This window comes from Tamaricihabitans halophyticus, assembly GCF_004340875.1.
GTDB lineage: Bacteria > Actinomycetota > Actinomycetes > Mycobacteriales > Pseudonocardiaceae > Tamaricihabitans > Tamaricihabitans halophyticus.
Map to the genome: position 1 here is coordinate 87,604 of NZ_SLXQ01000016.1, position 22,939 is coordinate 110,542.

Annotated in this window: 24 protein-coding genes and 1 riboswitch; of the genes, 18 read left to right on the forward strand and 6 right to left on the reverse strand. The window is 68.3% G+C overall.

All coding sequences use genetic code 11. From position 1 onward, the window contains the following. Positions 1–26 precede the first annotated feature (26 nt). The 4 genes from EV191_RS25475 to EV191_RS25490 all read left to right on the forward strand — a co-directional run bounded on the left by EV191_RS25475 (position 27) and on the right by EV191_RS25490 (position 4,652). Positions 27–1,487, forward strand: a complete 1,461-nt coding sequence (locus tag EV191_RS25475; protein ID WP_132880142.1) for a potassium/proton antiporter — start codon at positions 27–29, stop codon at positions 1,485–1,487. 102 nt (positions 1,488–1,589) lie between these two features. Then, a riboswitch (SAM riboswitch) is annotated at positions 1,590–1,705 on the forward strand. Between the two features lie 34 nt (positions 1,706–1,739). Continuing rightward, entirely contained in the window at positions 1,740–3,113 is a 1,374-nt protein-coding gene (locus EV191_RS25480; RefSeq protein ID WP_132880094.1) for an aminotransferase class V-fold PLP-dependent enzyme, read from the forward strand. Positions 3,114–3,129: 16 nt separating this feature from the next. Beyond that, entirely contained in the window at positions 3,130–3,726 is a 597-nt protein-coding gene (gene lspA, locus EV191_RS25485) for a signal peptidase II (RefSeq protein WP_132880096.1), read from the forward strand. Next, complete coding sequence (locus EV191_RS25490; RefSeq protein WP_132880097.1) at positions 3,723–4,652, forward strand: RluA family pseudouridine synthase; 930 nt, start codon at positions 3,723–3,725, stop codon at positions 4,650–4,652. Before lspA ends, EV191_RS25490 begins: the two co-directional genes overlap by 4 nt. Before the next feature lie 38 nt (positions 4,653–4,690). Here the strand turns inward: EV191_RS25490 and EV191_RS25495 are convergent, their stop codons facing one another. Next, positions 4,691–5,299 carry a TetR/AcrR family transcriptional regulator gene (locus EV191_RS25495; RefSeq protein WP_132880099.1) on the reverse strand — a complete coding sequence of 203 codons (609 nt, stop codon included), beginning with the start codon at positions 5,297–5,299 and terminating at the stop codon, positions 4,691–4,693. Positions 5,300–5,383: 84 nt separating this feature from the next. On the opposite strand from EV191_RS25495, the gene EV191_RS25500 reads away from it, so the two are divergent. Then, the gene (locus tag EV191_RS25500; RefSeq protein ID WP_165913093.1) at positions 5,384–6,292 is read left to right on the forward strand and encodes an alpha/beta fold hydrolase; all 909 of its coding nucleotides are present in this window, start codon (positions 5,384–5,386) and stop codon (positions 6,290–6,292) included. Next, on the forward strand, positions 6,289–6,990 hold the full coding sequence (locus EV191_RS25505) for a VC0807 family protein (protein WP_132880102.1): 702 nt from the start codon (positions 6,289–6,291) through the stop codon (positions 6,988–6,990). Before EV191_RS25500 ends, EV191_RS25505 begins: the two co-directional genes overlap by 4 nt. 3 nt (positions 6,991–6,993) lie before the next feature. Here EV191_RS25505 and EV191_RS25510 read toward each other — a convergent pair whose 3' ends face one another. Together EV191_RS25510 and EV191_RS25515 are read right to left on the reverse strand one after the other, a co-directional pair. Beyond that, positions 6,994–8,028 (reverse strand): AsnC family protein, encoded by a 1,035-nt coding sequence (locus EV191_RS25510; RefSeq protein ID WP_132880103.1) that lies wholly within the window; start codon positions 8,026–8,028, stop codon positions 6,994–6,996. A gap of 72 nt (positions 8,029–8,100) precedes the next feature. After that, positions 8,101–8,739 carry a nucleoside/nucleotide kinase family protein gene (locus EV191_RS25515; protein ID WP_132880105.1) on the reverse strand — a complete coding sequence of 213 codons (639 nt, stop codon included), beginning with the start codon at positions 8,737–8,739 and terminating at the stop codon, positions 8,101–8,103. Between the two features lie 107 nt (positions 8,740–8,846). Between EV191_RS25515 and EV191_RS25520 the strand changes: the two genes are divergently transcribed. From EV191_RS25520 to EV191_RS25545, 6 genes are all read left to right on the forward strand, one after another. Continuing rightward, the gene (locus EV191_RS25520) at positions 8,847–9,371 is read left to right on the forward strand and encodes a GNAT family N-acetyltransferase (protein ID WP_132880107.1); all 525 of its coding nucleotides are present in this window, start codon (positions 8,847–8,849) and stop codon (positions 9,369–9,371) included. 5 nt (positions 9,372–9,376) lie between these two features. Next, entirely contained in the window at positions 9,377–10,657 is a 1,281-nt protein-coding gene (locus EV191_RS25525; protein ID WP_132880108.1) for an adenosylmethionine--8-amino-7-oxononanoate transaminase, read from the forward strand. A gap of 62 nt (positions 10,658–10,719) precedes the next feature. Next, positions 10,720–11,439, forward strand: a complete 720-nt coding sequence (bioD, locus tag EV191_RS25530; protein WP_132880110.1) for a dethiobiotin synthase — start codon at positions 10,720–10,722, stop codon at positions 11,437–11,439. A gap of 87 nt (positions 11,440–11,526) precedes the next feature. Further along, positions 11,527–12,567 carry a biotin synthase BioB gene (gene bioB, locus EV191_RS25535; RefSeq protein WP_132880111.1) on the forward strand — a complete coding sequence of 347 codons (1,041 nt, stop codon included), beginning with the start codon at positions 11,527–11,529 and terminating at the stop codon, positions 12,565–12,567. Then, entirely contained in the window at positions 12,564–12,803 is a 240-nt protein-coding gene (bsaP, locus tag EV191_RS25540; RefSeq protein WP_132880113.1) for a biotin synthase auxiliary protein BsaP, read from the forward strand. The genes bioB and bsaP overlap by 4 nt, the downstream gene beginning before the upstream one ends. A gap of 32 nt (positions 12,804–12,835) precedes the next feature. After that, the gene (locus tag EV191_RS25545; RefSeq protein ID WP_243659228.1) at positions 12,836–13,405 is read left to right on the forward strand and encodes a DUF2567 domain-containing protein; all 570 of its coding nucleotides are present in this window, start codon (positions 12,836–12,838) and stop codon (positions 13,403–13,405) included. Between the two features lie 11 nt (positions 13,406–13,416). Here the strand turns inward: EV191_RS25545 and EV191_RS25550 are convergent, their stop codons facing one another. Further along, a complete protein-coding gene (locus EV191_RS25550) occupies positions 13,417–14,097 on the reverse strand; it encodes an LON peptidase substrate-binding domain-containing protein (RefSeq protein ID WP_132880116.1) in 681 nt (226 codons plus the stop codon). Positions 14,098–14,134: 37 nt separating this feature from the next. Next, the gene (locus EV191_RS25555) at positions 14,135–14,836 is read right to left on the reverse strand and encodes an NUDIX hydrolase (protein WP_207894698.1); all 702 of its coding nucleotides are present in this window, start codon (positions 14,834–14,836) and stop codon (positions 14,135–14,137) included. A gap of 29 nt (positions 14,837–14,865) precedes the next feature. Here EV191_RS25555 and nadA point away from each other — a divergent pair, with 29 nt between their 5' ends. From nadA to nadC, 3 genes are read left to right on the forward strand one after another with little or no spacing between them, the layout of a single operon-like run. Further along, positions 14,866–15,918 (forward strand): quinolinate synthase NadA, encoded by a 1,053-nt coding sequence (nadA, locus tag EV191_RS25560; RefSeq protein WP_279388463.1) that lies wholly within the window; start codon positions 14,866–14,868, stop codon positions 15,916–15,918. Next, positions 15,915–17,570, forward strand: a complete 1,656-nt coding sequence (locus tag EV191_RS25565; RefSeq protein ID WP_132880119.1) for an L-aspartate oxidase — start codon at positions 15,915–15,917, stop codon at positions 17,568–17,570. The genes nadA and EV191_RS25565 overlap by 4 nt, the downstream gene beginning before the upstream one ends. Beyond that, positions 17,567–18,439, forward strand: a complete 873-nt coding sequence (gene nadC, locus EV191_RS25570) for a carboxylating nicotinate-nucleotide diphosphorylase (RefSeq protein ID WP_132880121.1) — start codon at positions 17,567–17,569, stop codon at positions 18,437–18,439. The genes EV191_RS25565 and nadC overlap by 4 nt, the downstream gene beginning before the upstream one ends. A gap of 39 nt (positions 18,440–18,478) precedes the next feature. On the opposite strand, the gene EV191_RS25575 is transcribed toward nadC, so the two are convergent. Beyond that, positions 18,479–19,291: a carbon-nitrogen hydrolase family protein gene (locus EV191_RS25575; protein WP_132880123.1), complete on the reverse strand. Its 813-nt coding sequence runs from the start codon at positions 19,289–19,291 to the stop codon at positions 18,479–18,481. A 54-nt stretch (positions 19,292–19,345) separates the two neighbouring features. Between EV191_RS25575 and EV191_RS25580 the strand changes: the two genes are divergently transcribed. From EV191_RS25580 to EV191_RS25590, 3 genes are read left to right on the forward strand one after another with little or no spacing between them, the layout of a single operon-like run. Further along, entirely contained in the window at positions 19,346–20,938 is a 1,593-nt protein-coding gene (locus EV191_RS25580; protein ID WP_132880124.1) for an ABC transporter substrate-binding protein, read from the forward strand. Then, complete coding sequence (locus tag EV191_RS25585; RefSeq protein WP_243659229.1) at positions 20,920–21,960, forward strand: ABC transporter permease; 1,041 nt, start codon at positions 20,920–20,922, stop codon at positions 21,958–21,960. The genes EV191_RS25580 and EV191_RS25585 overlap by 19 nt, the downstream gene beginning before the upstream one ends. After that, the gene (locus EV191_RS25590) at positions 21,953–22,852 is read left to right on the forward strand and encodes an ABC transporter permease (protein WP_132880126.1); all 900 of its coding nucleotides are present in this window, start codon (positions 21,953–21,955) and stop codon (positions 22,850–22,852) included. Before EV191_RS25585 ends, EV191_RS25590 begins: the two co-directional genes overlap by 8 nt. Positions 22,853–22,939: the final 87 nt, after the last annotated feature.

Genomic DNA, 22,939 nt, shown 5'->3' on the forward strand with positions numbered 1-22,939 from the left:
GGAGGCGGCGGTTGGAACTCGCGGAGATGATCGGTATCGGCTCCGCGGTCGTGCTGATCGCGGCGCTGGCGGTACGCGTCTCGACCCGCCTTGGGCTGCCATCTCTGCTGCTCTACCTGGCGATTGGGGTGCTGCTTGGCGAGGCAGGTATTGGCATCGAGTTCGATAATCCGCGGCTCACCCAGCATCTCGGCATTGCCGCCCTGGTGATGATTCTTGCCGAGGGCGGGTTGACCACCCGCTGGTCGAATGTTCGACCAGCGCTCAAGGAAGGGTTAGCCCTTGCCACCGTCGCCGTCGCGGTGAGCGTCGGTGTCGCCGCGGTGGGCTTCCACTATCTACTCGGGCTCGATTGGCATACCGCGTTTCTGTGGGGTGGGGTGCTGGCTTCGACCGACGCGGCGGCCGTCTTCAGCGTGCTGCGCTCGGTGGGGGTGAGTAAGCGGCTGGCTGGCACGCTCGAACTGGAATCCGGACTCAATGACGCCCCGGTCTATATCGTCGTGGTCCTGCTGGTGTCTTCCGCGACGGTGGACTGGGGTTTCCCGCTGCTCATTGGCTATCAACTGGTGTTCGGCGGGGTAATCGGCTTGGCCGCGGGCTGGTTGGGTGCCAGGGCACTGCGCAGGGCCGCCCTGCCGGCGACCGGTCTCTATCCACTGGCCACCGTCGCGGTGTGTTTCGCCGCCTTCGCCGCGGGGCAGCTGAGCGGCGCTTCGGGATTGCTGGCTACCTACGTCGCTGGCTTGGTGCTGGGCAATTCCCGCTTGCCGCACCGTTCGGACACGCTCTCCTTCGCCGAAGGGGTTGGCTGGCTGGCCCAGATCGGACTGTTCGTGTTCCTCGGGTTGTTCGCCTCGCCGGGCAGGTTGCTCGATGCGCTGGTGCCGGGACTGGTCGCCGCCGGTGTCGTCTCGCTGCTCGCCCGACCGATCTCGGTGGTGCTTTCCGTGTACCCGTTCCGGATGCCGTGGCGCGAGCAGGCGTTCCTTTCCTGGGCTGGGTTGCGCGGGGCGGTGCCGATCGTGCTCACCACCATCCCGCTCAGTGAAGGGCTTCCCGGCGCCGCGTACCTGGTCGATGTGGTGTTTGTACTGGTCATCGTGCTGACCCTGGTGCAGGCAAGCACGCTGCCGGCGCTCGCCCGACTGCTGCGCCTCGAGCGCGGGGCCGAGCCGAGGGAGGTCGAGGTGGACGCCGCGCCGTTGGACACCATGGGCGCCGAACTACTGCAGGTACGTATCCAGCCGGGATCCCGGCTGCACGGGGTGTACCTTTCCGAGCTGCGCCTGCCGGTTGGCGCGAGTTTGAGCCTGATCGTGCGCGATGGCGCGGGGTTCACTCCGCAACCGGGCACCCGATTACAGGAACGCGATCAGCTGCTGGTTGTGGTGACGGCGCGGCAGCGCGAGGCGACCGAACGGCGGATCAGGGCGGTGGACCGCGCCGGCAGGTTCGCGCGCTGGAAGGGCGAGAGCGGCCGCTGATAATCCCGCTAAACCTTGAAGAACGCGGTCACGGATCGTCGCCGATTCAACGGCGCGGGGTGGGTCGCGTGGCTGGCGAGCTTCCGCTACGCTGTCGGCGAAGGTCATGAGTGCCAGCGCGAAGCCCCGGCTTGCTGGCCGGCAACCCTCCGACCGCGGTGGGGTGCCCCGGGTGAGGACCTGGCCAGTACCAACACCGGTACGGGCAAGCGCGGGCCCAGCGGGTCCGAGGACCTCCTGGGAGGCTTTGGTTTGACCACCACATGTGATTCGCCCACATTCGACTCACCCGGCACGGCCGCCGTTCGGACGGCGCGCAGCCAGCCGGCGATACCCGCGGTGCTCGGCGCCGAGCTCACCGTGCCGCTGGTGACCGGCGAGCGGGTGCCCTACGCCAACTTCGACCACGCGGCAAGCACACCGTGTCTTGCCCAGGTGCGCGACGGCATTGACGAACTGCTGCCCTGGTACGCGAGCGTGCACCGGGGCGCCGGGTTCGGCTCGCAGGTGACCACCAAGGTCTACGAGCGCGCTCGGCGGATCGTCGGTGAGTTCGTCGGTGCGCGGCGTGGCGATGACGTGATCTTCACCAGGAACACGACCGACAGCTTCAACCTGCTGGCCCGCGCGCTGCCGAAGCACACTGCGGTGGTGCAGTTCGATACCGAACACCATGCGGCCCTGCTGCCATGGCGCGGCCCGTACGTGTCCCGGCTCGCCACCCCGGAAAGCGTGGCCGACGCACTGTCCGCCGTGGACAGCGCGCTGGCAAGTAGTCCGGTCGGCCCCCGGTTGCTTGTGCTCTCCGCGGCGTCCAATGTCACCGGCGAGCTGTGGCCGATTCGCGAACTCAGCGCGGTGGCGCGCAAACACGGCGCCAGGGTGGCGCTGGACGCGGCCCAACTCGTCGCGCACCGACCGGTCGACATGACCGAGTTCGATGTGGACTATCTGGTGTTCTCCGGGCACAAGCTGTACGCGCCGTTCGGCGCGGGTGCGCTCATTGGCCGGGCCGACTGGTTGCGTGCCGCACCGCCGTATCTGGCCGGCGGTGGCGCGAGCAAGCAGGTGCGCGCCGAAGCGGGAACGCTGCACGTGAGTTGGCAGGACGGTGCCCAGCGGCACGAAGCCGGCTCGCCCAATGTGGTCGGGGTTCACGCCATCGCCATCGCTTGTGCGACGCTCAGCCGGCACTGGACGGCGATCGAGCGGCATGAGCGGGAGTTGACCCACCGGCTGCGTGCTGGTCTCGACACGGTGCCGGGGCTACGCCGGCTGGCGTTGTTCACGCCGGAGCGGGCCGGGCTGGGTGTGATCAGCTGCGGTATCGCCGGTACCGATCCCGGACTGCTTGCCTGCGCGTTGTCCGCCGAGCACGGGATCGGGGTCCGCGTGGGCGCGTTCTGTGCCCATTTGGCGACTCGCCGCTTGCTCGATGACCAGACCGAAGGACGTGCGGCCCTGCGGGTGAGCATCGGTCTGGGTACCACCGAGGAGCAGGTGGATCGGCTGGTCGCCGGGCTACGTGGATTGGTCCGGAACGGGCCCCGGTGGAGTTACGAGGTGCTGGACGGGGACTGGGCGCCGCGGCCGGATCCGCGCCCGCTGCCACCGTTTCTGGATTGACCTGGACAATGGGCAGGTGACCACCGAACCAGACGAGCAGTCCGGCCCCGAATCGCAAGTCGAGGTCAACGAGCCCAAACGTCGAGTCGGCGTCCTTGCCCTGGTGGCGGTCGTGATCGTCATACTGGATATCGTCACCAAGGTCATCGCGCTTGCCGCCCTGGAAGGCAGCGAACCCGTCCGCCTGCTTGGCGGCGCGGTCTACCTCCAGATCGTGCGTAACCCGGGCGCGGCGTTCGGCATGGCCACCGGGATGACCTGGCTGCTCAGCCTGATCATGATCGCGGTGATCATCGCGATCCTGGTGCTGGCTCGAAAGCTACGCTCCGCGGGTTGGGCATTCGGGCTCGGCCTGATTCTGGCCGGTGCTTTCGGCAACCTCATCGACCGCATCTTCCGCGCACCCGGACCGTTGCAGGGGCATGTGGTCGATTTCGTTTCGGTGTTCGCGCCGGACGGTCGGATCTGGCCGGTGTTCAACGTCGCTGACTCATCGATCGTGGTGGGTGGAATCCTGATCGTGTTGCTCTCGTTGCTCGGCAGGGACTACGACGGGCGGCGCGCGACCCGGCGCGGGCGCGATGGCGGCGATGCGGAAGAGGCGCGGTCATGAGCAACTCGCGGACCCTGCCAGTGCCGGACGGTTTGGACGGTATGCGGGTGGATTCCGGGCTGGCGAAGCTGCTCGGGCTGTCCCGTAGCAACGCGGCCGCGCTCGCCGAATCCGGCGAGGTTCTTGTGGATGGCGCGCCAGCGGGTAAATCGGACCGGCTGACGGCCGGCGCATTGCTGGACGTGACGCTGCCGGAACCCGCTCAACCGGTGCCGGTGGCGGCCGTGCCGGTGGCCGGGCTACGGGTATTGCACGCGGACGAACACATCATCGTGGTGGACAAACCGGTTGGGGTCGCGGTGCATCCGAGTCCAGGATGGACTGGTCCGACGGTGATCGGCGGCCTTGCCGCCGCGGGCTATCGCATCTCGACCTCTGGAGCAGCGGAACGGCAAGGTGTCGTGCACCGGCTGGATGCGGCAACTACCGGGGTGATGGTGGTGGCCACCAGCGAACACGCCTACACGGTGCTCAAGCGAGCCTTCGCGCAGCGCACCGTGGACAAGCTTTACCACGCGCTGGTGCAGGGCCACCCGGATCCGTCGGTGGGCACGATCGACGCGCCGATCGACCGGCATCCGCGGCATGACTACAGGTTCGCCGTTGTCGCCACCGGTAAGCCGAGTGTGACGCACTATGAGGTGGCCGAGGCGTTCCGGGCCGCCTCGCTGCTCGACGTGCATCTGGAGACTGGGCGTACCCACCAGATTCGGGTGCATTTCTCGGCGATGCGACATCCCTGCGTCGGAGATCTGACCTATGGCGCCGATCCGGTGCTGGCCAAGCGGTTGGACATGAGCCGGCAGTGGCTGCATGCCAGAACCCTGCGCTTCGCGCATCCCGAAGACGGCCGGACCGTCGAATACACCAGCGAGTACCCGGACGATCTCGCGCACGCGCTCGAGGTGCTCCGCGCCGAATCATGACCCACCCTCCGCCACCGTGCGATCCCTCAAGGACATGGTCAGGTGGGGCAGGCGGCTGTGCTCAACCGGGTGAGGTGATAGGCAAGTACCCGGCGCGCCGAGTCCGGAGTGTGCCTGCCGAGCAGTAGCGCGTCGCCGATACCGGCGATCACGGTCAGCAGGATGTCCGCCTCGAGGATCGGATCGAGCCCGGTGGGCAGTTCGCCGGCGCTCTGCGCGAGCGTCAGTTGGTCGGCGAGCAGGTCAAGAAGTCGTTGCTGACCACTCTGGTACGTGGCTGCCAGCTCACGGCTGGCGAGCACCCGAACGAAGAACGCCGAGCTGACCAGCGCCTCGGTGCGGCCTTCCGCGTCGAGCGGGAGCAAGGCTTCGGCCAGCGCGCGGACCACCGCCAGCGGTGTGTCCGGCGCCGTCCATTCCAGCCGCGCCCGCACCTTGGCATCCACCCGCTCTCGCAGGTGGGTCGCGGTGAACGTGAGCATCTCCTCGCGCGAGGAGAAGTAGTGCTGTACCCGGCCCTTGGACACCTGGGCTTCTTCGGCAACCCTGGACAGGCTGACCGCTTCCAGGCCATCCCGTGCCGCGATCCGCCAGAGGGCTTCGGCGATCTGCTGGCGCCGCTGCGTGTGATCCACCTGCTTGGGCAAGTCCACTCCTCAATCGCCGGGTCGAGTCGCGACGTCTGCCAGACTCGTTTACAATCCGATCGTACCGTAAAAAGGATGGTTGCTGTGCGAGTAGCTCACTTCACCAGCGTCGAGGGACGGTCGCGGTTCCGAGCCGCCTATGACCGTGCGATGGACGCGCTTCCCGTGCCCGCGCTCACCCAGGACGTGGACACACCGTTCGGCAGCGTGCGGATGCTGCGATTCGAACGCGCCGGCAAGTCCACTGTTGGCGGATCCGGAGCCGCTGGCGGCGAACCGTTCGTCCTGTTGCCAGGCAAGGCGGCACCCGCCGCGATGTGGGCACCGAATCTGGCCGCGCTCACCGCCGAACGCACCGTGTACGCCATCGACCTGCTCGGCGAGCCGGGGATGAGCGTGCAGAGCGTGCCGATCCGGCGTACCGCGGATCAGGTCAGCTGGCTGCGCGCGGCGCTTGCCTCGATCGAGGCGGACCGGGTGCATCTCGTCGGCCACTCCATTGGGGGTTGGCATGCGCTCACCTTCGCCGCGCATGCGCCGGAGCACCTGGCTTCGGTGGCCATACTCGACCCGGCGAACACCCTTGATCGCATCCCGATGTCGACCGTGGTGCGTTCGATCGGAGCCACCTCGATCGCGCCCGCCTGGCTGCGCCGCCGGTTTTTCGCGTCGCTGGCCGATGACACCGAGGTGGACACCCAGGATCCGATCGTTGACCTGCTGGATATCGCGATGCGCTGCCACAGCTCGGCGTTGCCGCTCCCGGAACGCCCGAAACCCGCGATGCTTCGCTCGGTTCGGGTGCCGGCACTGGTCGTTCTGGGCGGCCGGAGCACGATGCTGGACCCGGAGCGGGCCCGCGCCGTCGCCGAGGCGCAGCTGCCGGACGCGCGGGTCGAAGTGTGGTCGGACGCCAGTCATGCACTGCCGGGTGAACATCCAGAGCGGACAGCCGCCCGGCTACTCGAATTCGCCAGGGAGGCGCGGCGGTGAACAATCCACAATCGACTGATATGGCGGATGCCGACCGCGAGTCGGGTACCACCGCCGATGTCCCAGCCGGGAAGTCCACGGGCGGCAATCGTGAGTTGATCACCGTAGCGATCCTGGACATCGTCGCGCCAGTGGCGCTGTACTACGGGCTACGCGCACTGGGCCTCACGCCATGGTTGGCGTTGTTGCTCGGCGCTATCCCGCCGGCCGCGCGGGCGTTGTTCTCCCTCGTGCGGCATCGGCGAATCGAGTGGTTCGCGGTACTCGTACTCGTGCTGATTGCGGCAAGCGCGGCCACCTCGTTCCTCAGCGGCAGTCCGCGATTCCTGCTCGCCAAGGACGGCGCGATCACTGCGGCGCTGGCGGCCGTGGTGCTGGCTACCGTGCGGGCGAGCAAACCGGCGATGTACTCGGTTGGCCGGATGATGGTCTCCGGATCGGGGCACGATCCGAGTGATTGGGACGAGCGGCTGCGGACATCGGCCCGGTTCCGCCGGATCTGGCAGGTACTGACCGTGCTGTGGGGAATCGGTCTGTTGCTGGACTCGGTGCTGCGGGTGGTGTTCGCCTACACGCTGCCGGTGGATGTCGTCCCCGGGCTCAGTACCGTCCAGTGGCTCGTGCTGCTGGTGGCCTTGCAAATAGTTAGCCAGGTGTACCTGCGCAGGCCGGCGAACCGGCCACTGGTGTTCGACTAGCCGTCAGTCTTCCACCAGCCAGGTGAGTGCGCGCGTCTCGTCGCCGGGTTGCGCGCTCCACCGGACCTCGCGCAGTGCCACGGTCTCGCTGAGGACGAATACCGTATGCCCGCCCGCGGTCTCTCCGGGATTCACCCCGATGCCATGGGCAGGGCGCGACGAAAGGGAGACCGGGGTCTTGTTGATGGTGCGACCGTCCGTGGTGATCAGCACCAGGTAGTTGTCCGGTAGCGAGGGGAACGGCACCGTGCCGTGATTGGCCAGCTCGGTGTGTACGACCACCGCGCGTTCCCCCTCGGCGAGTTGGTATCCCGCCGCGGTGAACAGGAAATCGGCCGGATCCTGCAATTCGACGAGCTGGATGGACAGGGGTTCACCTTCCAGGCCAACCGTTTCCAGTGTCTCGCCGACTTTCCCGGAGCGCCGCCCACCGCCGACCGGCCGGGTTCGTTCCATATCGGCCGCACCGTGGCCGGATCCCTGGTGCGTCGCACCGGCGAGGCCGCTCTGCTGATCACCCCTTGCCCAGTTGGACAGCTGCGGTGGACCCCACACTCCAAAGGTGCTGCCGCCTGGCTGCGGCTGCGCGGAGAACCGCGGCGGTCCCGCCGGGTGGGGCGTGGCGTTGGGTGGCATCGATCCCAGCGGTGCCGACCCCGGTGGTACCGCCGCTGGCTGCCGGCCGGCGGCCGGTGCCGCTGGAGGTGGCGGCTGGGCGGCGGGCCGGGGAGGGGGGTACGGCCCGGAAGGGGTACCGCGTACCGAATACGGTCCCGAAGGCGTTCCATGCACCGGATAGCGCCCGGACGGCGTGCCCTGCGGATGTCCACCGGCGGCGTTGAGCGCCGCCCGGATACCGTTCGGATCACATTCGACGCCGACGAGCAACGGCAGTCCGGACGCCGAAAGCGCGATGAGTCGGGAGGCCACTTCGCGCGGATCCATCCCGAGCCGGGCGGCGACATCATGAACCGCGGCACGGCCCAGCTCGGCCACGGCGGCCAGCAGGCGGGCGTCTACGGGATCTGTCGCTACCACGGAGTGTCACGCTACCGCCTTGATCCAAGCCGTGTGCGACTACGTCCCCGCGCGGGGCGGCCGCGAACGCGGTCAGCGCTCGGTGGCTACCCGTAGCGCCGGGCGCCGTGGTTCGTCGACGCGTAACACCGTATCGGCGACCACAAGTGGATTCACGGTCCGCTCGTAGCGCTGATAAGCCGGCAGCGCCCAGTGCTCATCCGGCGGGGTTTTCCTGGCCAGTGCCGGGTGCGAGAGCCAGAGGTGCACGACGTGGTCGAACGGCAGTTGCCGGCCAAGTAGCAGCTCGCCGTCAAGCAGCAACACGCCTGGCGTGGGCAGGGGCTGCCGGCTGGCCCGTACGGAGCGGTCGGTTGTGGTGTCCCACAGCGCGGGCAGCAGGTAGCCGTTGCCGTCCTCGCCCAGCGGGAGGAGTACTTCGCGGCGCAGCGCCCCGGCGTCCACCCAGTCGGCGGATCGCGCGGCTGGGTTGGTTCGACCCCGCTCGAGCCGCACGGAGGCCGGCCGCTGGAAATCCCACGCGGACACCCGAACCGTCGCTATCCCGCGCAGTCGGAGCGGATCGACAAGGGTGTCCGCGAGCTCCTCGGGTCGAGCCGCGGGAGCACCGTCCACCGCGACGCGCAGCCGACTCCGCTCGCGGGCGCCTGCGGCCAGGGTGTCGGCGAGTTCGTCAACGAATCGTTCCGGGGTGATGGGCCGTAACCGCACGAGTCCATGGTGCCGGTAGCGGGGTCGGCACGTGGGGTCGGCCACGTTCTGGCCAGCCGCGGGGTATTCGGGTTGCCGGGCGCGCCGTGCTGCCAGAGACTGCGCGAATGCTCCTCATCCGGCAGGAATGCGCGGGCGACGCCGAGGTGATCGCCGCGCTGCACGCGGTGGCCCATACGGATACGGACATCAGGGTTCCCGCGCTCGTCGGGGAGCTGCGCAAGGGGTCGGCATGGATACCGCAGCTGTCGCTGGTCGCCGTGGAAAACGACGATATCGTTGGGCATGTCCTCGGTACCCGGTCCTCCGTCGGTGGTCGGGATCTGCCGGCGATCGCGCTGGCCCCGCTCGGCGTACGGCCGGATCGGCGGGGCAGGGGGATTGGTTACGCGCTGTGTAGCGCGGCGATCGCGACCGCCGACGCGGCGGGGGAGTCGCTTCTCGGCATCTGTGGCCCCGCCGAGTTCTGCGCCCGCGCGGGGTTCGTGCCCGCCGCCGATTACCGGATCGATTGGTCCGGCCCCGCCGAGTTGTACGTGCGGGCGCTGAACGCCTATCAGCCCGCGTTCCGTGGTGAGTTTCACTACGCCGCCGAGTTTGGTGCGCCCGTACCACAGCAGCCCGTAGGGTGACGACGGTGACACCCGAAGAACTGCTCGCCGCTGACCGCGCCCACGTCTGGCACCCGTACGCTCCGATGCCCGGAACCGGTGAGCCGCGGTTGGTTTCGGAGGCGAGCGGGGTCCGGCTGCGGCTGGCCGATGGGCGCGAGCTCGTCGACGGGATGTCCTCGTGGTGGTCGGCGATCCACGGTTACCGGCACCCCGTCCTCGATGGGGCGGTTACCGAACAGCTCGGCAGGATGAGTCACGTGATGTTCGGCGGGCTCACCCATGAGCCGGCGATCCGGCTGGCCAGCACGCTGGTGGAGATCACACCGGAGCCGCTACGGCATGTCTTCCTCGCCGATTCAGGATCGGTGTCCGTCGAGGTCTCCATCAAGATGTGCCTGCAGTACTGGCGCTCGATCGGGCAGCCGGCCAAACGGAAACTGCTGACCTGGCGAGGCGGGTATCACGGGGACACCTTTCACCCGATGAGTGTCTGCGACCCGGAAGGTGGGATGCATTCGCTGTGGCGCGGGGTGCTCCCGGAACAGGTCTTCATCGAGCGGCCACCGATGGGCTTTCAGTCCGGTGTGGACTCGTCCTATGTGGAGCAAATGGCGAAGGTCTTCGCCGAGCAAGCCGATGAGCTGGCCGCCGTGATTATCGAGCCGGTCGTACAGGGCACGGGCGGGATGCGGTTCCACGATCCCCGCTACCTGCACGTGTTGCGGGAACTCTGTTACGCGCACGACGTGCTGTTGATCTTCGATGAGATCGCCACCGGTTTCGGGCGCACTGGCGCGCTGTTCGCGGCCAACCACGCCGAGGTGAGCCCGGACGTGCTGTGCCTTGGCAAGGCGATGACCGGCGGCTACCTGACCATGGCCGCGACACTGTGTACCGAGCGCGTGGCCGACGGCATCTCCCGCGGTGAGCTCCCGGTACTTGCCCATGGGCCGACCTTCATGGGCAACCCGCTGTCGTCCGCGGTGGCGAACGCCTCGATCGAGCTGCTGCTCAGCGAGGACTGGCGTGCGCGAGTCGGTCGCATCGAGAGCGAGCTGGTCGCGGGGTTGGCCCCGGCGCGCGAGCTGCCCGGCGTGGCGGACGTGCGTGTCCTCGGCGCGATCGGGGTGATCGAGCTGGACCACCAGGTGGATATGGCGAAGGCGACCGACGCGGCCATCGCGGCGGGGGCGTGGCTGCGTCCGTTCGGCCGGCTCATCTACGCGATGCCCCCGTTCATCTGCGACAGCGCGGAGGTGGCCGTGATCACCCGCGCGATGGTCGCCGCGGCCACTGCCGGGTGATCCACCCGATCTAGTACCCCGCCGGGTTGCGCCGCACCGGCACGGTCGTAACCTGATCGTTCGTGAGCGTGCTGGTGATCACTGGAACGGGTACCGGAGTCGGCAAGACGATGGTCACCGCGGCGATCGCGGCGCTCGCGGTCGCCGACGGTCAACGAGTCGCCGTGGTCAAACCGGCACAGACCGGAGTTTCCGCCGACGAACCGGGCGATGTGGCCGAGGTTGTCCGGCTTTCCGGGGCGGGGACCGCGCGGGAGTATGCCCGCTATCCCGAACCGCTGGCTCCGGCGACCGCCGCGCGCCGAGCTGGGATGGCCCCGGTGCGGCCGGCCGAGGTCGCCGCAGAGGTGGCAGAGCTGGCCTCGACCCACGATCTGGTGCTGGTGGAGGGCGCTGGCGGGTTGCTGGTGCGATTCGACGACGAGGGCGCCACGCTCGCCGATATCGCCTGGTCGTTGAGCGCGCCACTGCTGGTGGTCGCCGAAGCCGGCCTGGGCACCCTGAACGCGACCGCGTTGACCACCGAGGTGGCCGAGGGTCGCGGCCTGCACAGCGCGGGCGTAGTGATCGGTTCATGGCCAGCGGGTCCCGGGCTCGCCGAGCAGACGAACCTGCACGACCTGCCTGTCGTCGCGGGCGCGCCATTACTCGGCGTGCTACCTGAGGCGAGCGCGGGTGTACCGGCCAGCGAGTTTCGGCAACGGGCTCGGCGTTGGTTGTCCCCGGTCTTCGGCGGCGAGTTCGACGCGGACGCATTCGTCCGCTCCGGGTGTGCTCAATAGTGGCGAGCGTGATCTGGCTCGCATCGGTCGCCTATCGTTGTACGGCAGACTGACCGGCGGCCCATTACCACCTGACGGGGAGGCGAAGTGACCGCAGCGGCAACGCACCAGGCCGAAGGTAACCAGGCTGAGCAGGACATTCTGCAGGTCGCCAGGGAACAGGTCGTCGAGCGCGGCGTCGGGTTGTCCGAGGAACAGATCCTCGCCGTGCTTCGGCTGCCGGACGAGCGGATCTCGGACCTGCTTGCCCTCGCGCATGACGTGCGGATGCGCTGGTGCGGTCCGGAAGTCGAGGTCGAGGGGATCGTGTCGGTGAAAACCGGCGGCTGCCCCGAGGACTGCCACTTCTGTTCGCAGTCCGGCCTCTTTCCCAGCCCGGTGCGCGCTGCCTGGCTGGATATCCCCGGGCTGGTGGAGGCAGCGCGGCAGACAGCCGCGACCGGTGCCACTGAGTTCTGCATCGTGGCCGCCGTGCGTGGCCCGGACAAGCGGCTGATGTCGCAGGTGCGGGACGGGATCAAGGCCATCGCCGATGCGGGGATCGACATCCAGATCGCCTGCTCGCTCGGCATGCTGACCCAGGAACAGGTCTACGAGCTGGTCGAAATGGGGGTGCACCGGTACAACCACAACTTGGAGACGGCCCGGTCGCACTTCCCGAACGTGGTTACCACGCACACCTGGGAGGAGCGCTGGGAAACGCTGCGTATGGTGCGTGAGGCCGGTATGGAGGTCTGTTCCGGCGGCATCGTGGGGATGGGCGAGTCGGTCGAACAGCGCGCCGAGTTCGCCGCGCAGCTCGCCGAGTTGCGGCCGCACGAGGTGCCGATGAACTTCCTCATCCCACAGCCGGGCACGCCGTACGAGGACTTCGAGATCGTCGAGGGTAAGGATGCGTTGCGGACCGTGGCGGCCTTCCGGCTGGCGTTGCCGCGGACGATGCTTCGATTCGCCGGCGGCAGGGAACTGACCCTGGGCGATCTCGGAGCGGAGCAGGGCATGCTCGGCGGGATCAACGCGATCATCGTGGGCAACTACCTGACCAATCTCGGCCGACCGGCCAGCAAGGACCTGGAGATGTTGGCCGAGCTGCAGATGCCGATCAAGGCACTGAGTGACACCCTGTGACCGGAGCCAGCGACGAAGCAGCCGAGCCGCGCGAGGCGGCCGCGTTCTGTTCCTGGTGCGGTAAATCGGCGGTCGAGGGCGGCCATGACACCTGCCGGATGCGGTTGACCGCGATCGACCCGCCCCGGTACTGCCCGCGGTGCGCGCGTCGAATGGTGGTGCAGGTGACCCCGGCCGGATGGACCGCGCGGTGCAGTCGGCACGGGGAAACGGCGTCCACACCGGCCACCGGATAAGGTCTGACTCGTTACGCAACGAGGAGGTCCGGTTGTCCCAGGCAGAGATCGGCAGGGATGAGCTCGCCGCGTCGTTTGTCGCGCGCCAGCAGCGTCCCAGAGTTGTGATCAAGGCCGATCTGCTTCCCGCGATCAGCGTGCTGTCCACTATCGGGTTGATCGGGATACCGCTCGGGTGGTTGTGGTCCGAGATCGCGCCCGCACAGCAGCTGCAGGTGGTCGAAGGCGGCACCGTGCCGCTGCCCGCGGAGACCTACCACCGGTTCGACGGATTGGTCATTTTCGTCTTGCTCGGCCTGGTGGCTGGCCTACTCACCGGGATAGGGGTGTGGCTGCTGCGGGAGCGGCGCGGTCCGGTGATCATGCTGGCCGCGGTGCTCGGTTCGACACTGTCCGGGTGGCTCGCCCTCCAGATCGGTGGCTCCTTCGCGCAGAGCGCCTACGAGATCACCGGAACGCCGGAGATCGGCGACGTACTGGCGAAGGCACCGGAGATCGAATCCGCCTTGGTGCTCATCGCGCAGCCGTTGACCACGGTGTTGGCTTACGGACTGCTGGCCGCCTGGAACGGGATGGATGATCTCGGCAGACGACTCGGTTGAGCGCGCGGCGATCAGTTCATTGAGGTGTGGTGGGCGAGTTCGGTGCCGTGTGTTGGCACCGCGCGTAGCCTGCTGAGCAGGCCGGCTTCCATGGCGAGTAGTTGGCTCACCATGCGCAGTCGCCGCAGCGGATGCCGTTCGGCCAGCAGCCGCTGCCGGTCCGTCGACGCCAGTAGGCAATCGGCGGCTAACAGGTAGGGGAGTTCACCGGGGCCGGTGTCCGGATCGGGGCTGGCCCAGTCGCTCCGCTCGGCGGCGGCGGCACGGTACCGCTCGTACGCGGCACGCGCTGTGTCGACGAGCCGGGTTGTCGTATAACTGGCCCGCGAGGGTAGCTCGATATCTGGCAGCCACTCGACCTCGGCCATCAGGTACGGCTTGCGCTCCGCGTCGATCGCCCGGATGCGGAACCGATGTTGACCGTCGGTGTGGATGTCATATCGGCCGTCCGGCAGCTGCGTGGTCTCCCGCAGTACTGTCGAACAGCCGATCTCTTGTACCTGGTCGAGCCGTTCGATCTCGGTTGACCAGGCGTCCCGGATAGCGACTACGCCGAACCGGCGGTCCGGCACGGTGCCGCGCACCAGATCGACGGTCAGTTGCCGGTACCGCGGCTCGAAAATATGCAGCGGTAGCGGCGTTCCCGGCAGCAGCACGGTGCGCAACGGGAACAGCGGAAGCACGTCAACCACGCGTCAACAGTACGTCGACCGATGGTGGTGTGCTGGCTCAGCTTCGCGTGCCGGGTGGGCGTAGTACCGCGAACGGATCGGTGACCTGCATACCGTGTTCGGTGAAGCGGAACAGCGCGGCGGGACGCCCGCCGGTTCGACCCGGTCTGGCCGCCTCTCCGGTGGGTTCGAGCAGACCACGACGGGCGAGCACCCGTTGCAGATTGGTCGCGGACACCCGGTAACCCAGCGCGGCCGAGTACAGCTCACGCAGCGCCGAGATGGTGAACTGGGGTGGCGCGAGCGCGAAGCCGATATTGGTGTAGGAGAGCTTGGCGCGCAGCCGGTCGCGCGCGTCGAACACGATCCGCTGGTGGTCGAACGCGGTCGCGGGCAACGCGTCGACCGGATGCCAGGCGGTATCCGACGGGATCGCCGGGTCGTTGTCCGAGGGCACCAGCCCGAGGAAGCCGGTGGCCAGTACCCGATGGCCGGGGACCCGATCCGGCGCACTGAACACGGACAGTTGTTCAACATGCGCCAGCTGTTGCACGTCCACCTTCTCCATGAGTTGCCGGCGGATGGAGCCTTCCACGTCCTCGGTCGCGCACAGTTCGCCACCGGGCAGCGACCACCGGTGCCGATGCGGCTCCTGAGCCCGTTGCCAGAGCAGGACCCGCAGTGATCCCGCTCGCACTTGCAGCACCGCGGCCAGCACCGCATGGCGAAACGGGGTGGGTTCGGTGGTAGTATCCGACATGTTTTCGATTATAAGGCGAAAACCTAGGGATCGAGAACCGGGGTCGCCACGGGCGGCCACGAACCAACGACGAGGAGGAGTCGATGGCGGCGACAACCGAGACGGCTACCGCCACGCGACCGGATACCGCCTGGCGGGACGAGATTCGTCGACTGGCCGCCGAGCGGGACGCGGTGCTGCTCGCGCATAACTACCAGTTGCCGGAGATCCAGGAGGTAGCCGATCACACCGGCGACTCGCTAGCGCTGAGCCGGATCGCCGCGGAATCCGAGGCATCGGTGATCGTCTTCTGCGGCGTGCACTTCATGGCCGAGACCGCGAAGATTCTCAGTCCGGACAAGACGGTACTCATCCCGGATGCCCGTGCCGGCTGCTCGCTCGCGGACTCGATCGACGGCGCGCAGCTGCGCGACTGGAAGGCCGAGCATCCCGACGCGGTTGTCGTGTCCTATGTGAACACGACAGCGGAAGTCAAGGCGGAGACCGATATCTGCTGCACGTCCTCGAACGCGGTCGATGTGGTGCGCTCGATTCCCGCGGAGCGCGAGGTGCTGTTCTGTCCTGATCAGTTTCTTGGGGCGCATGTCAAACGGGAGACCGGCAGGGAGAACCTGCACGTGTGGGCGGGTGAATGCCATGTGCACGCGGGAATCAACGGCCCAGAGCTCGCCGAACGGGCCGCGTCGGTCCCGGACGCGGATCTGTTCATCCACCCGGAATGCGGCTGCGCTACCTCGGCGCTCTACCTCGCGGGCGCCGGCACGGTGCCGGCCGAGAAAGTGAAGATCCTGTCCACAGGGGATATGGTCACGGCGGCGCGGGAGACGGAGGCTAGCTCGGTGCTCGTGGCGACCGAGATCGGAATGCTGCATCAGCTGCGCAAGGCCGCTCCGGAGATCGACTTCCAGGCGGTGAACGAGCGAGCCTCCTGCCGCTATATGAAGATGATTACCGCGGATGCGCTGCTGCGCTGCCTGCGGGACGGTACGGACGAGGTGCGGGTCGATGCGGCGACCGCGCAACGCGCGCGGGACGCGGTCCGCAGGATGATCGCCATCGGTCAGCCTGGTGGTGGCGAATGACGGATCCGCGCTGGGAGACCGCGGCCGATCTGATCGTGGTCGGCTCGGGCGTGGCCGGGCTGACCGCCGCGCTGCGGGCACGGGAACGCGGGCTGCGGGTGCTGGTGGTGACCAAGGCCGAGGTGACCGAGGGCAACACCCGTCTGGCGCAGGGCGGGGTTGCCGTGGTGCTGCCGGACGCCCCCAGTCGGGATGAACGGGGTCAGGATGAATGGGGCCAGGGTGATCGGGGCCAGCGGGATTCGGTCGAGGCGCATATCGCCGATACGGTGACCGCGGGAGCCGGGTTGTGCGCTCCCGCCGCCGTTCGGGAGATCATCAGTGCCGGCCCTTCGGCGGTCACCGCGCTACGCGAGCTGGGCGCGCGGTTCGATATCGGGACGGACGGCTCGCTGGCACGCACGCGAGAGGGCGGTCACCGGGCTTTCCGGGTGATCCACGCTGGCGGCGATGCCACCGGTGCCGAGATATCCCGCGCGTTGACCGATGCCGCGCGCGCCGGTGGGTTGCCGGTGCTCGAACGGCATACCGCGGTGGATCTGTTGCGTACGCCGACCGGCGCGGTGGGTGGCCTGTGGGTGTTGGACGCGGACGGCGTGCCGGGAATCCTGCGCGCACCGGCCGTGCTGCTCGCCACCGGCGGTTTCGGCCAGCTTTACCAGGCGACCAGTAACCCGGAGCTGGCTACAGGGGACGGTCTCGCGCTCGCGCTGCGGGCTGGCGCGGTCGCCGCCGACCTGGAATTCGTGCAGTTTCACCCCACCGTCCTGTTCGCGGAAGGGGCCACCGGACGCCGCCCACTGATCACCGAGGCGGTGCGTGGCGAAGGAGCGGTGCTGGTGGACGCGGCGGGCGCGCCGGTGATGACCGGCGTGCATCCGCTCGGTGATCTGGCGCCACGGGACGTGGTGGCCAAGGCGATCAGCCGGCGCATGGCCGAAAGTGGCGGCACGCACGTCTACCTGGACGCGACCATGGTCCCGTCGTTTCGCGAACGGTTTCCCACGGTATCCGCGGCCTGCGCCGCCGCCGGTATCGATCCGCGCGCGGAACCCATTCCGGTTGCCCCGGCGGCACATTTCGCCTGCGGTGGGCTCCGCGCCTCCGTAGCCGGGCGAACCGAGTTGACCGGGTTGTACGCGGCAGGTGAGGTCGCTCGAACCGGGCTACATGGCGCGAATCGCTTGGCGTCCAACAGTTTGCTCGAGGGCATGGTGGTCGGCCGCGGCGCGGCCGAGGCGGTGGCCGCCGACAGGGCGAGCGGCATACTCGGCGACCCGCGCCTTGCGGAGGTCACGCCACCGCCGGCGATGCCCATCGCGGACCGGGCGATCGTGCAGCGCCTGCTGAGCAGGCATGCGGCGATCGGGCGGGATGCGGCAGGACTGGCCGAAGCCGCGGAACGGATCGTCGGCGCCACGGTGGTGCGCCAACCAAGCACCCGTACAGCGGTGGAAGACGCGGCGTTGAGCCTGGTCGCCCGCACGTTGTTGTTCGCGGCCGCGGAGCGCGCCGAGTCCAGGGGCGCGCATGTGCGTCTCGACTATCCGGATACCGACGATGCGCGATTCGCGCGCAGCCAGGAGGTCCGGCTGGACGTGTCCGGTCGGCCGATCGCGACAAGGCTCGAATCCGCGCGGAGCGTGGCATGACTGAGATGGCGCCCGAGATCCACGCCCCGAGCAGTCAGGACGTGCACGATGTGGTGCACGCGGCACTCGCCGAGGACCTGCGCTACGGCCCGGACGTGACCACCGCGGCCACCGTTGCCGCGGACACCGTCGCGCGCGCCGAGTTCACCCCGCGCGCCGCGGGCGTGCTCGCCGGGATTCCCGTGCTGCACGCGGTACTCGACGCGGTGCTACCCGGTGCGTACGAGGTATGCGCGGCTCGGCGGGATGGCGATCGACTGGTCCGCGGCGAACCCGCGCTGGTGGTCCGCGGTCGGGTGCGGGAGCTACTGACCGCTGAGCGCACCGCGCTGAACCTGGTGTCGCAATTATCCGGAGTGGCGACGGCCACCGCCGAATGGGTGGCCGCGGTCGCCGGCACCGGCTGCGCGATCAGGGACACCCGTAAAACCGTGCCGGGGCTACGCGCGCTGCAGAAATACGCCGTGCGATGCGGCGGCGGCGTGAACCACCGGCTCGGGCTTGGCGACGCCATCCTGATCAAGGACAACCACGTGGCCGCGGCCGGCTCCGTGGTGGCCGCCTTGCGCGCCGCACGTGCGTACGCGCCGGAGCTGCGCTGTGAGGTCGAAGTGGACACCATCGATCAGCTCCGGCAGGTACTCGAAGCCGGAGCCGACGAAGTCCTGCTGGACAACTTCAGTCCCGCCGGCTGCGCGGAGGCCGTGCGGCTGCGGGACGCGATCTCCGCACGGACCACGTTGGAGGCATCGGGCGGGCTGCGACTCGTGGACGCGATGGCTTTCGCGGAGTCCGGTGTGGACTATCTCGCGGTTGGCGCGCTGACGCATTCGGCGTCAGTGCTGGACATTGGCCTCGATCTGCACTGACATCACAGTGCAAGCGCGGGACCAAAGCCCAAGCGTGGCTCAGAGTCGGCGATTGGCCAGTACCGCGATAGTTTCCCTGGCGCGCTCGGCTACGGCCGTGTCGATATCCGCGACCAGTACGTTCGGTGCGGCGCCCAGCTGGGCGTGGACTCGACCGAACGGGTCCGCGATGGTGGAGAACCCGATTCCGGTCGGTGCCGTCCCGCTCGGCTCGATACCCGAGGCGCGCGGATCGGCCTGACCGCAACCAATCACCCAGCAGCCACTGTCCAAACCGCGGGCGCGCACCAGCAGTTCCCACTGCTCCCGTTTGCCTTCGCCGGCGCCCCAGGACGTAGGCAGCAGCACGGCGCTGGCACCTCGGTCGGCAAGTGCCCGGAACTGTTCGGGAAACCGCACGTCGTAACAGGTCGCCACACCCAGTGTCACCCCGTCCACGGAAGTCGTCACCAGTTCGGCACCCGCGGCGACGGTACGCGACTCGGCGAAGCCGAACGCGTCGTAGAGGTGGATCTTGTCATAGCCACGGTGTTCGCCCAGCCCGGTCACCAGCAGCGTGTTGTACACCCTGCCGTCTTCCGTGGGCGTGAACATCCCCGCGACCAGCCGAACGCCGTGCGTCTCGGCGATGTCGCGCGCCGCGCTCGCCCAGGCGCCGTCCAACGGCTCGGCGATGTCGCCGAGCGGCACGCCGAAGCGGCACATGGTCGCCTCGGGAAAGACCACCACGCGCGCGCCGGACTCGGCGGCTTGCCGCACGCCGTCGCCGAGCAGCGCCAGGTTCGCCTCCGGGTCCGTGCCTGAGGTGATCTGACACACGCCGATCCGCACCGACTGGGCCGTTTCCGTCATGAGCACTCCTCACTTGTTGCCATAGCTTGGCAATAGTCTCTAATCTTCGACACCATGCGCTCTCGTGCCATACTGCCCGCCATCGCGATCACGGCCGCCGTAATCGCCGCGGGCTGTACCGCACCAGCCGATCCGGACGACGACCAAACTAACGATCCGCGGTCGATGGTGCTTGCCGACTCCTACGAGCCCGATTCGCTCAACCCGCTGCTCGGTTACGCGGCAGAAGGGGCGGCCAAGTTCTACGATGGCTTGCTTGCCTTCGACGGTCAGCGTGATCTGCGCCCCGCACTGGCGGACGAACAACCCGAGGTGTCCGCGGACGGCAAGAGCTGGACCGTGTCGCTGCGTGATGACGTGACCTTCCACGACGGCTCCGAACTCGACGCCGACGATGTCGTGGCCACCTACAACGCGCTGATCGACCCCGCGTACGCCTCCACGCTCAGCTCCGAGTTCCGGATGCTGGACAAGGTGACGAAGGTCGACGCGAACACCGTCCGGTTCAGTCTGAAGTTCAGCTATGCGGCGTGGCCGGCCAAGATGGTGTTGGGCATCGTGCCGAGCGAGGCCCTGCGGAACAAGGCTCCGCTCGAGGACTCCGCGCTGAACTCCGAGCCGGTAGGTACCGGGCCATACAAACTCGTCGACTGGCGCAAGGGTGACCAGATGGTCTGGGAAGCCAACCCCGACTACTGGGGCGGCGTGCCCAAGATCAGCGAGATCACCGTGGTGTTCGCGCCCGACGACAACACCAGGGCGCAGCGGATGCAAAGTGGTGAGTTCGACGGCACGGTACTCCCGCCGACGCTGGCGAAGAGTTTCGAGGATTCCGACACCTACCGCACCGTTTACCACAAGTCCGCCGACTTCCGTTCGATCACCTTGCCGAGCGACCATCCGGTCACCGGCGATTCCGCGGTGCGCGAGGCACTGAACCTCGCGGTGGACCGCCAAGCCATGGTCGACGGCCTACTCGGCGGGCACGGCTCGCCGGCGTCCACACCGTTCAGTCCGGCATTGCCGGAGTTCGTCGAACCGGAGGCGACGTTCGATCACGACGTGGCGGAAGCCGAACGGATTCTGGACGAAGCGGGTTGGCGTGCCGGCGACGATGGAGTCCGCGCCAAGGGCGGCCAGCGGGCGGCGTTCACCGTGATGTACTTCGCGGACGACAGTCTCCGTAAGGAGCTGGCACAGGCGTTCGCCTCCGATGCGAAGGACATCGGTATCGAGGTCGAACTGGCCGGATTGGATCGCACCGCGGTGCAGCCACGGTTGGCGAAGGACGCGATCGTGCTCGGCGGCGGCAACCCGATCGATCCGGACCCGCAGGCCTACGACGCGCTGCACTCCAGCCGCGCCGGCGACGGCTACGCCAATCCGGGGCACTACCGCAACGACGAGGTGGATACCGCGCTGGACAGGGCGCGCGGCACCACCGATCCGGCGCAGCGCGCCGCCTACTACCGCCAGGTGCAGAAGGCATACGTAGCCGACCCCGGACTGGTCTATCTGGTGTTTCTGGAACACGCCTACCTGATGCGCGAGCGGTGGAGTGGCTACCAGCCCGTCGTTGAGCCGCATACCCACGGCACCACCTGGGGGCCGTGGTGGAACGTGGAGAAGTGGGCGCCGCGCACGTGACCACGCCATCGGTGCAGCCAGCCGGTCCCGCACTGTCCCGGAATACCCGGCGGCGCGCGATACTCGGGTTGATCGCCCGCCGGCTTGCCTTCGCGTTCCCGGTATGCGGTGTGGTGTTGTTCGGCGTGTTCCTGCTCGCCGCCCTTTCCCCGTTCGACCCGCTCGAGCAGTACTACGGCGTGCGGCTGGAAACGGCAAGCGAGCAGGACATGGCCAGAGTTCGCGCGGAACTGGGTGTCGACGACCCGGTTCTTGTCCAGTTCGGACACTGGCTCGGCGGGCTGTTCTCCGGCGATCTCGGTACCAGCCGATCTTTCCGGCAGCCGGTGGCCGAGGTGCTTGCCGAGCGACTGCCGTGGACGGTGTTGTTGTGCGCGGCGGGTTTGCTCGTGGCGATCGTGCTTTCCGTGACGCTCGGCGTGCTCGCCGCGTGGCGGCAGGGGGGTTGGCTGGACCGGGTGATCACCTCGGTTGGTCACGCCCTCGAGGGAATCCCGCCGTTCGTGCTCGCGCTGGTCAGCATCGCGGTGTTCGCGCTCGCGCTCGGCTGGTTGCCGGTGGCCGGGCTCACCGACGCAGGCGCCGCGCTTTCGGTCGGCCAGGTCGCTCGCCATCTCGTGCTGCCCGCCGTGGTCCTGGGTATCTCGCAATCCCCGTGGCTGGTGCTGCATCTGCGGCAGTCGCTGCTCACCGCGTTGACCGAGGACCATGTGACCGGTGCGCGGGCGCGCGGGCTCAGCGAACGCATGGTCGTGTTGCGACACGCTTTGCCCACCGCGCTACTCCCGCTGATCACGCTGATCGGCGTGCGGGTGCCCGAGCTGGTGACCGGGGCGGTGCTTGTCGAAGAGGTGTTCTCCTGGCCGGGGGTGGCCGCGGCGGTCGTGCAGGCAGCGCTCGCCGTGGATTTCCCACTGCTGGCCATGTTGACGGTGCTCGCTACCGCGGCGACCCTGTTCGGTTCGCTGTTCGCGGACGTGACCACCGCGCTGCTCGACCCGAGGGTGGCCACCGATGGCTGAGTTACCGCAGGACTGGCTGGCCGCTGGTCGTGATCGTGCCGGCACGCCACGCGGCGGGCAGCTGGGCACCAGGGCGCGGCTGCGCACCGTGGTCGGGCTCGGCGGTCTGGTCCTACTGGTGCTTGGCGCGATTCTGCTGCCCTGGCTCGGCGGACTCGATCAGACCAATGTGGACTACTCCGCGCGGTTCATCGCTCCGGGGGTGGCGCATCCGTTCGGCACCGACGCGAACGGCAATGATCTGTTGCTGCGGTCGTTCGCCGGCTTGCGTGTCTCGTTACTCGTCGCCGCGCTCTGCGCGGTGGTATCCACCGTGCTCGGCGCGCTGTTCGGCGCGCTCAGTGGAGCGCTCGGCGGGTGGCCGGACCGGCTGCTGATGCGCCTGGTCGATACCGTCAACGCGGTACCGCATCTGTTGCTCGGCATCGTGATCGTCGCGCTGTTTCGGGGAAATCTGTGGGCGGTGGTCGCCTCCATCGCGCTGACGCACTGGACCAGCGTGGCCCGGATCGTGCGTGCCGAAGTGCTCGCGCTGCGCGAGCGTCCGTTCATCGATGCCGCGATTTCCGGCGGCTCCTCGCGGATACGGGTGCTGCGCAGGCATCTGCTACCGGCCATCGTCGGCCAGGCGGCGATCTCAGCCGTACTACTCCTGCCGCACGCGGTCTGGCACGAGACCGCATTGAGTTTCCTCGGACTCGGCCTGCCGCCACATCTGGCCAGCATCGGCAACATCCTGACCGATGCTCGGCAGGCGGTACTGCTCGGATCCTGGTGGGTGGTGGTGTTTCCGGCCCTGCTGCTCGTGTTGACCACCCTCGCGACCTCCGGGATCGCCGCTGGCTGGCGCGACCGGTTGGTGCCCCGACGTCGATCGGAGCTCGCGCTGTGACACCCCTTGTGTCAACCTCAAGATCAGAATTAGGCCGCGATGTGCTGCTGGACGAGGTGTTGAGCGCCGCCGTGCTGGGCTGGGTCG

Bases quoted from the DNA above. Each gene is read 5' to 3' on its own strand.
- EV191_RS25475 (WP_132880142.1), top strand. From the start codon at position 27: ATGATCGGTATCGGCTCCGCGGTCGTGCTGATCGCGGCGCTGGCGGTA.
- EV191_RS25490 (WP_132880097.1), top strand. From the start codon at position 3,723: ATGAGCAACTCGCGGACCCTGCCAGTGCCGGACGGTTTGGACGGTATG.
- EV191_RS25520 (WP_132880107.1), top strand. From the start codon at position 8,847: ATGCTCCTCATCCGGCAGGAATGCGCGGGCGACGCCGAGGTGATCGCC.
- EV191_RS25555 (WP_207894698.1), bottom strand. From the start codon at position 14,836: ATGTCGGATACTACCACCGAACCCACCCCGTTTCGCCATGCGGTGCTG.
- EV191_RS25565 (WP_132880119.1), top strand. From the start codon at position 15,915: ATGACGGATCCGCGCTGGGAGACCGCGGCCGATCTGATCGTGGTCGGC.
- nadC (WP_132880121.1), top strand. From the start codon at position 17,567: ATGACTGAGATGGCGCCCGAGATCCACGCCCCGAGCAGTCAGGACGTG.
- EV191_RS25575 (WP_132880123.1), bottom strand. From the start codon at position 19,291: ATGACGGAAACGGCCCAGTCGGTGCGGATCGGCGTGTGTCAGATCACC.
- EV191_RS25580 (WP_132880124.1), top strand. From the start codon at position 19,346: ATGCGCTCTCGTGCCATACTGCCCGCCATCGCGATCACGGCCGCCGTA.
- EV191_RS25590 (WP_132880126.1), top strand. From the start codon at position 21,953: ATGGCTGAGTTACCGCAGGACTGGCTGGCCGCTGGTCGTGATCGTGCC.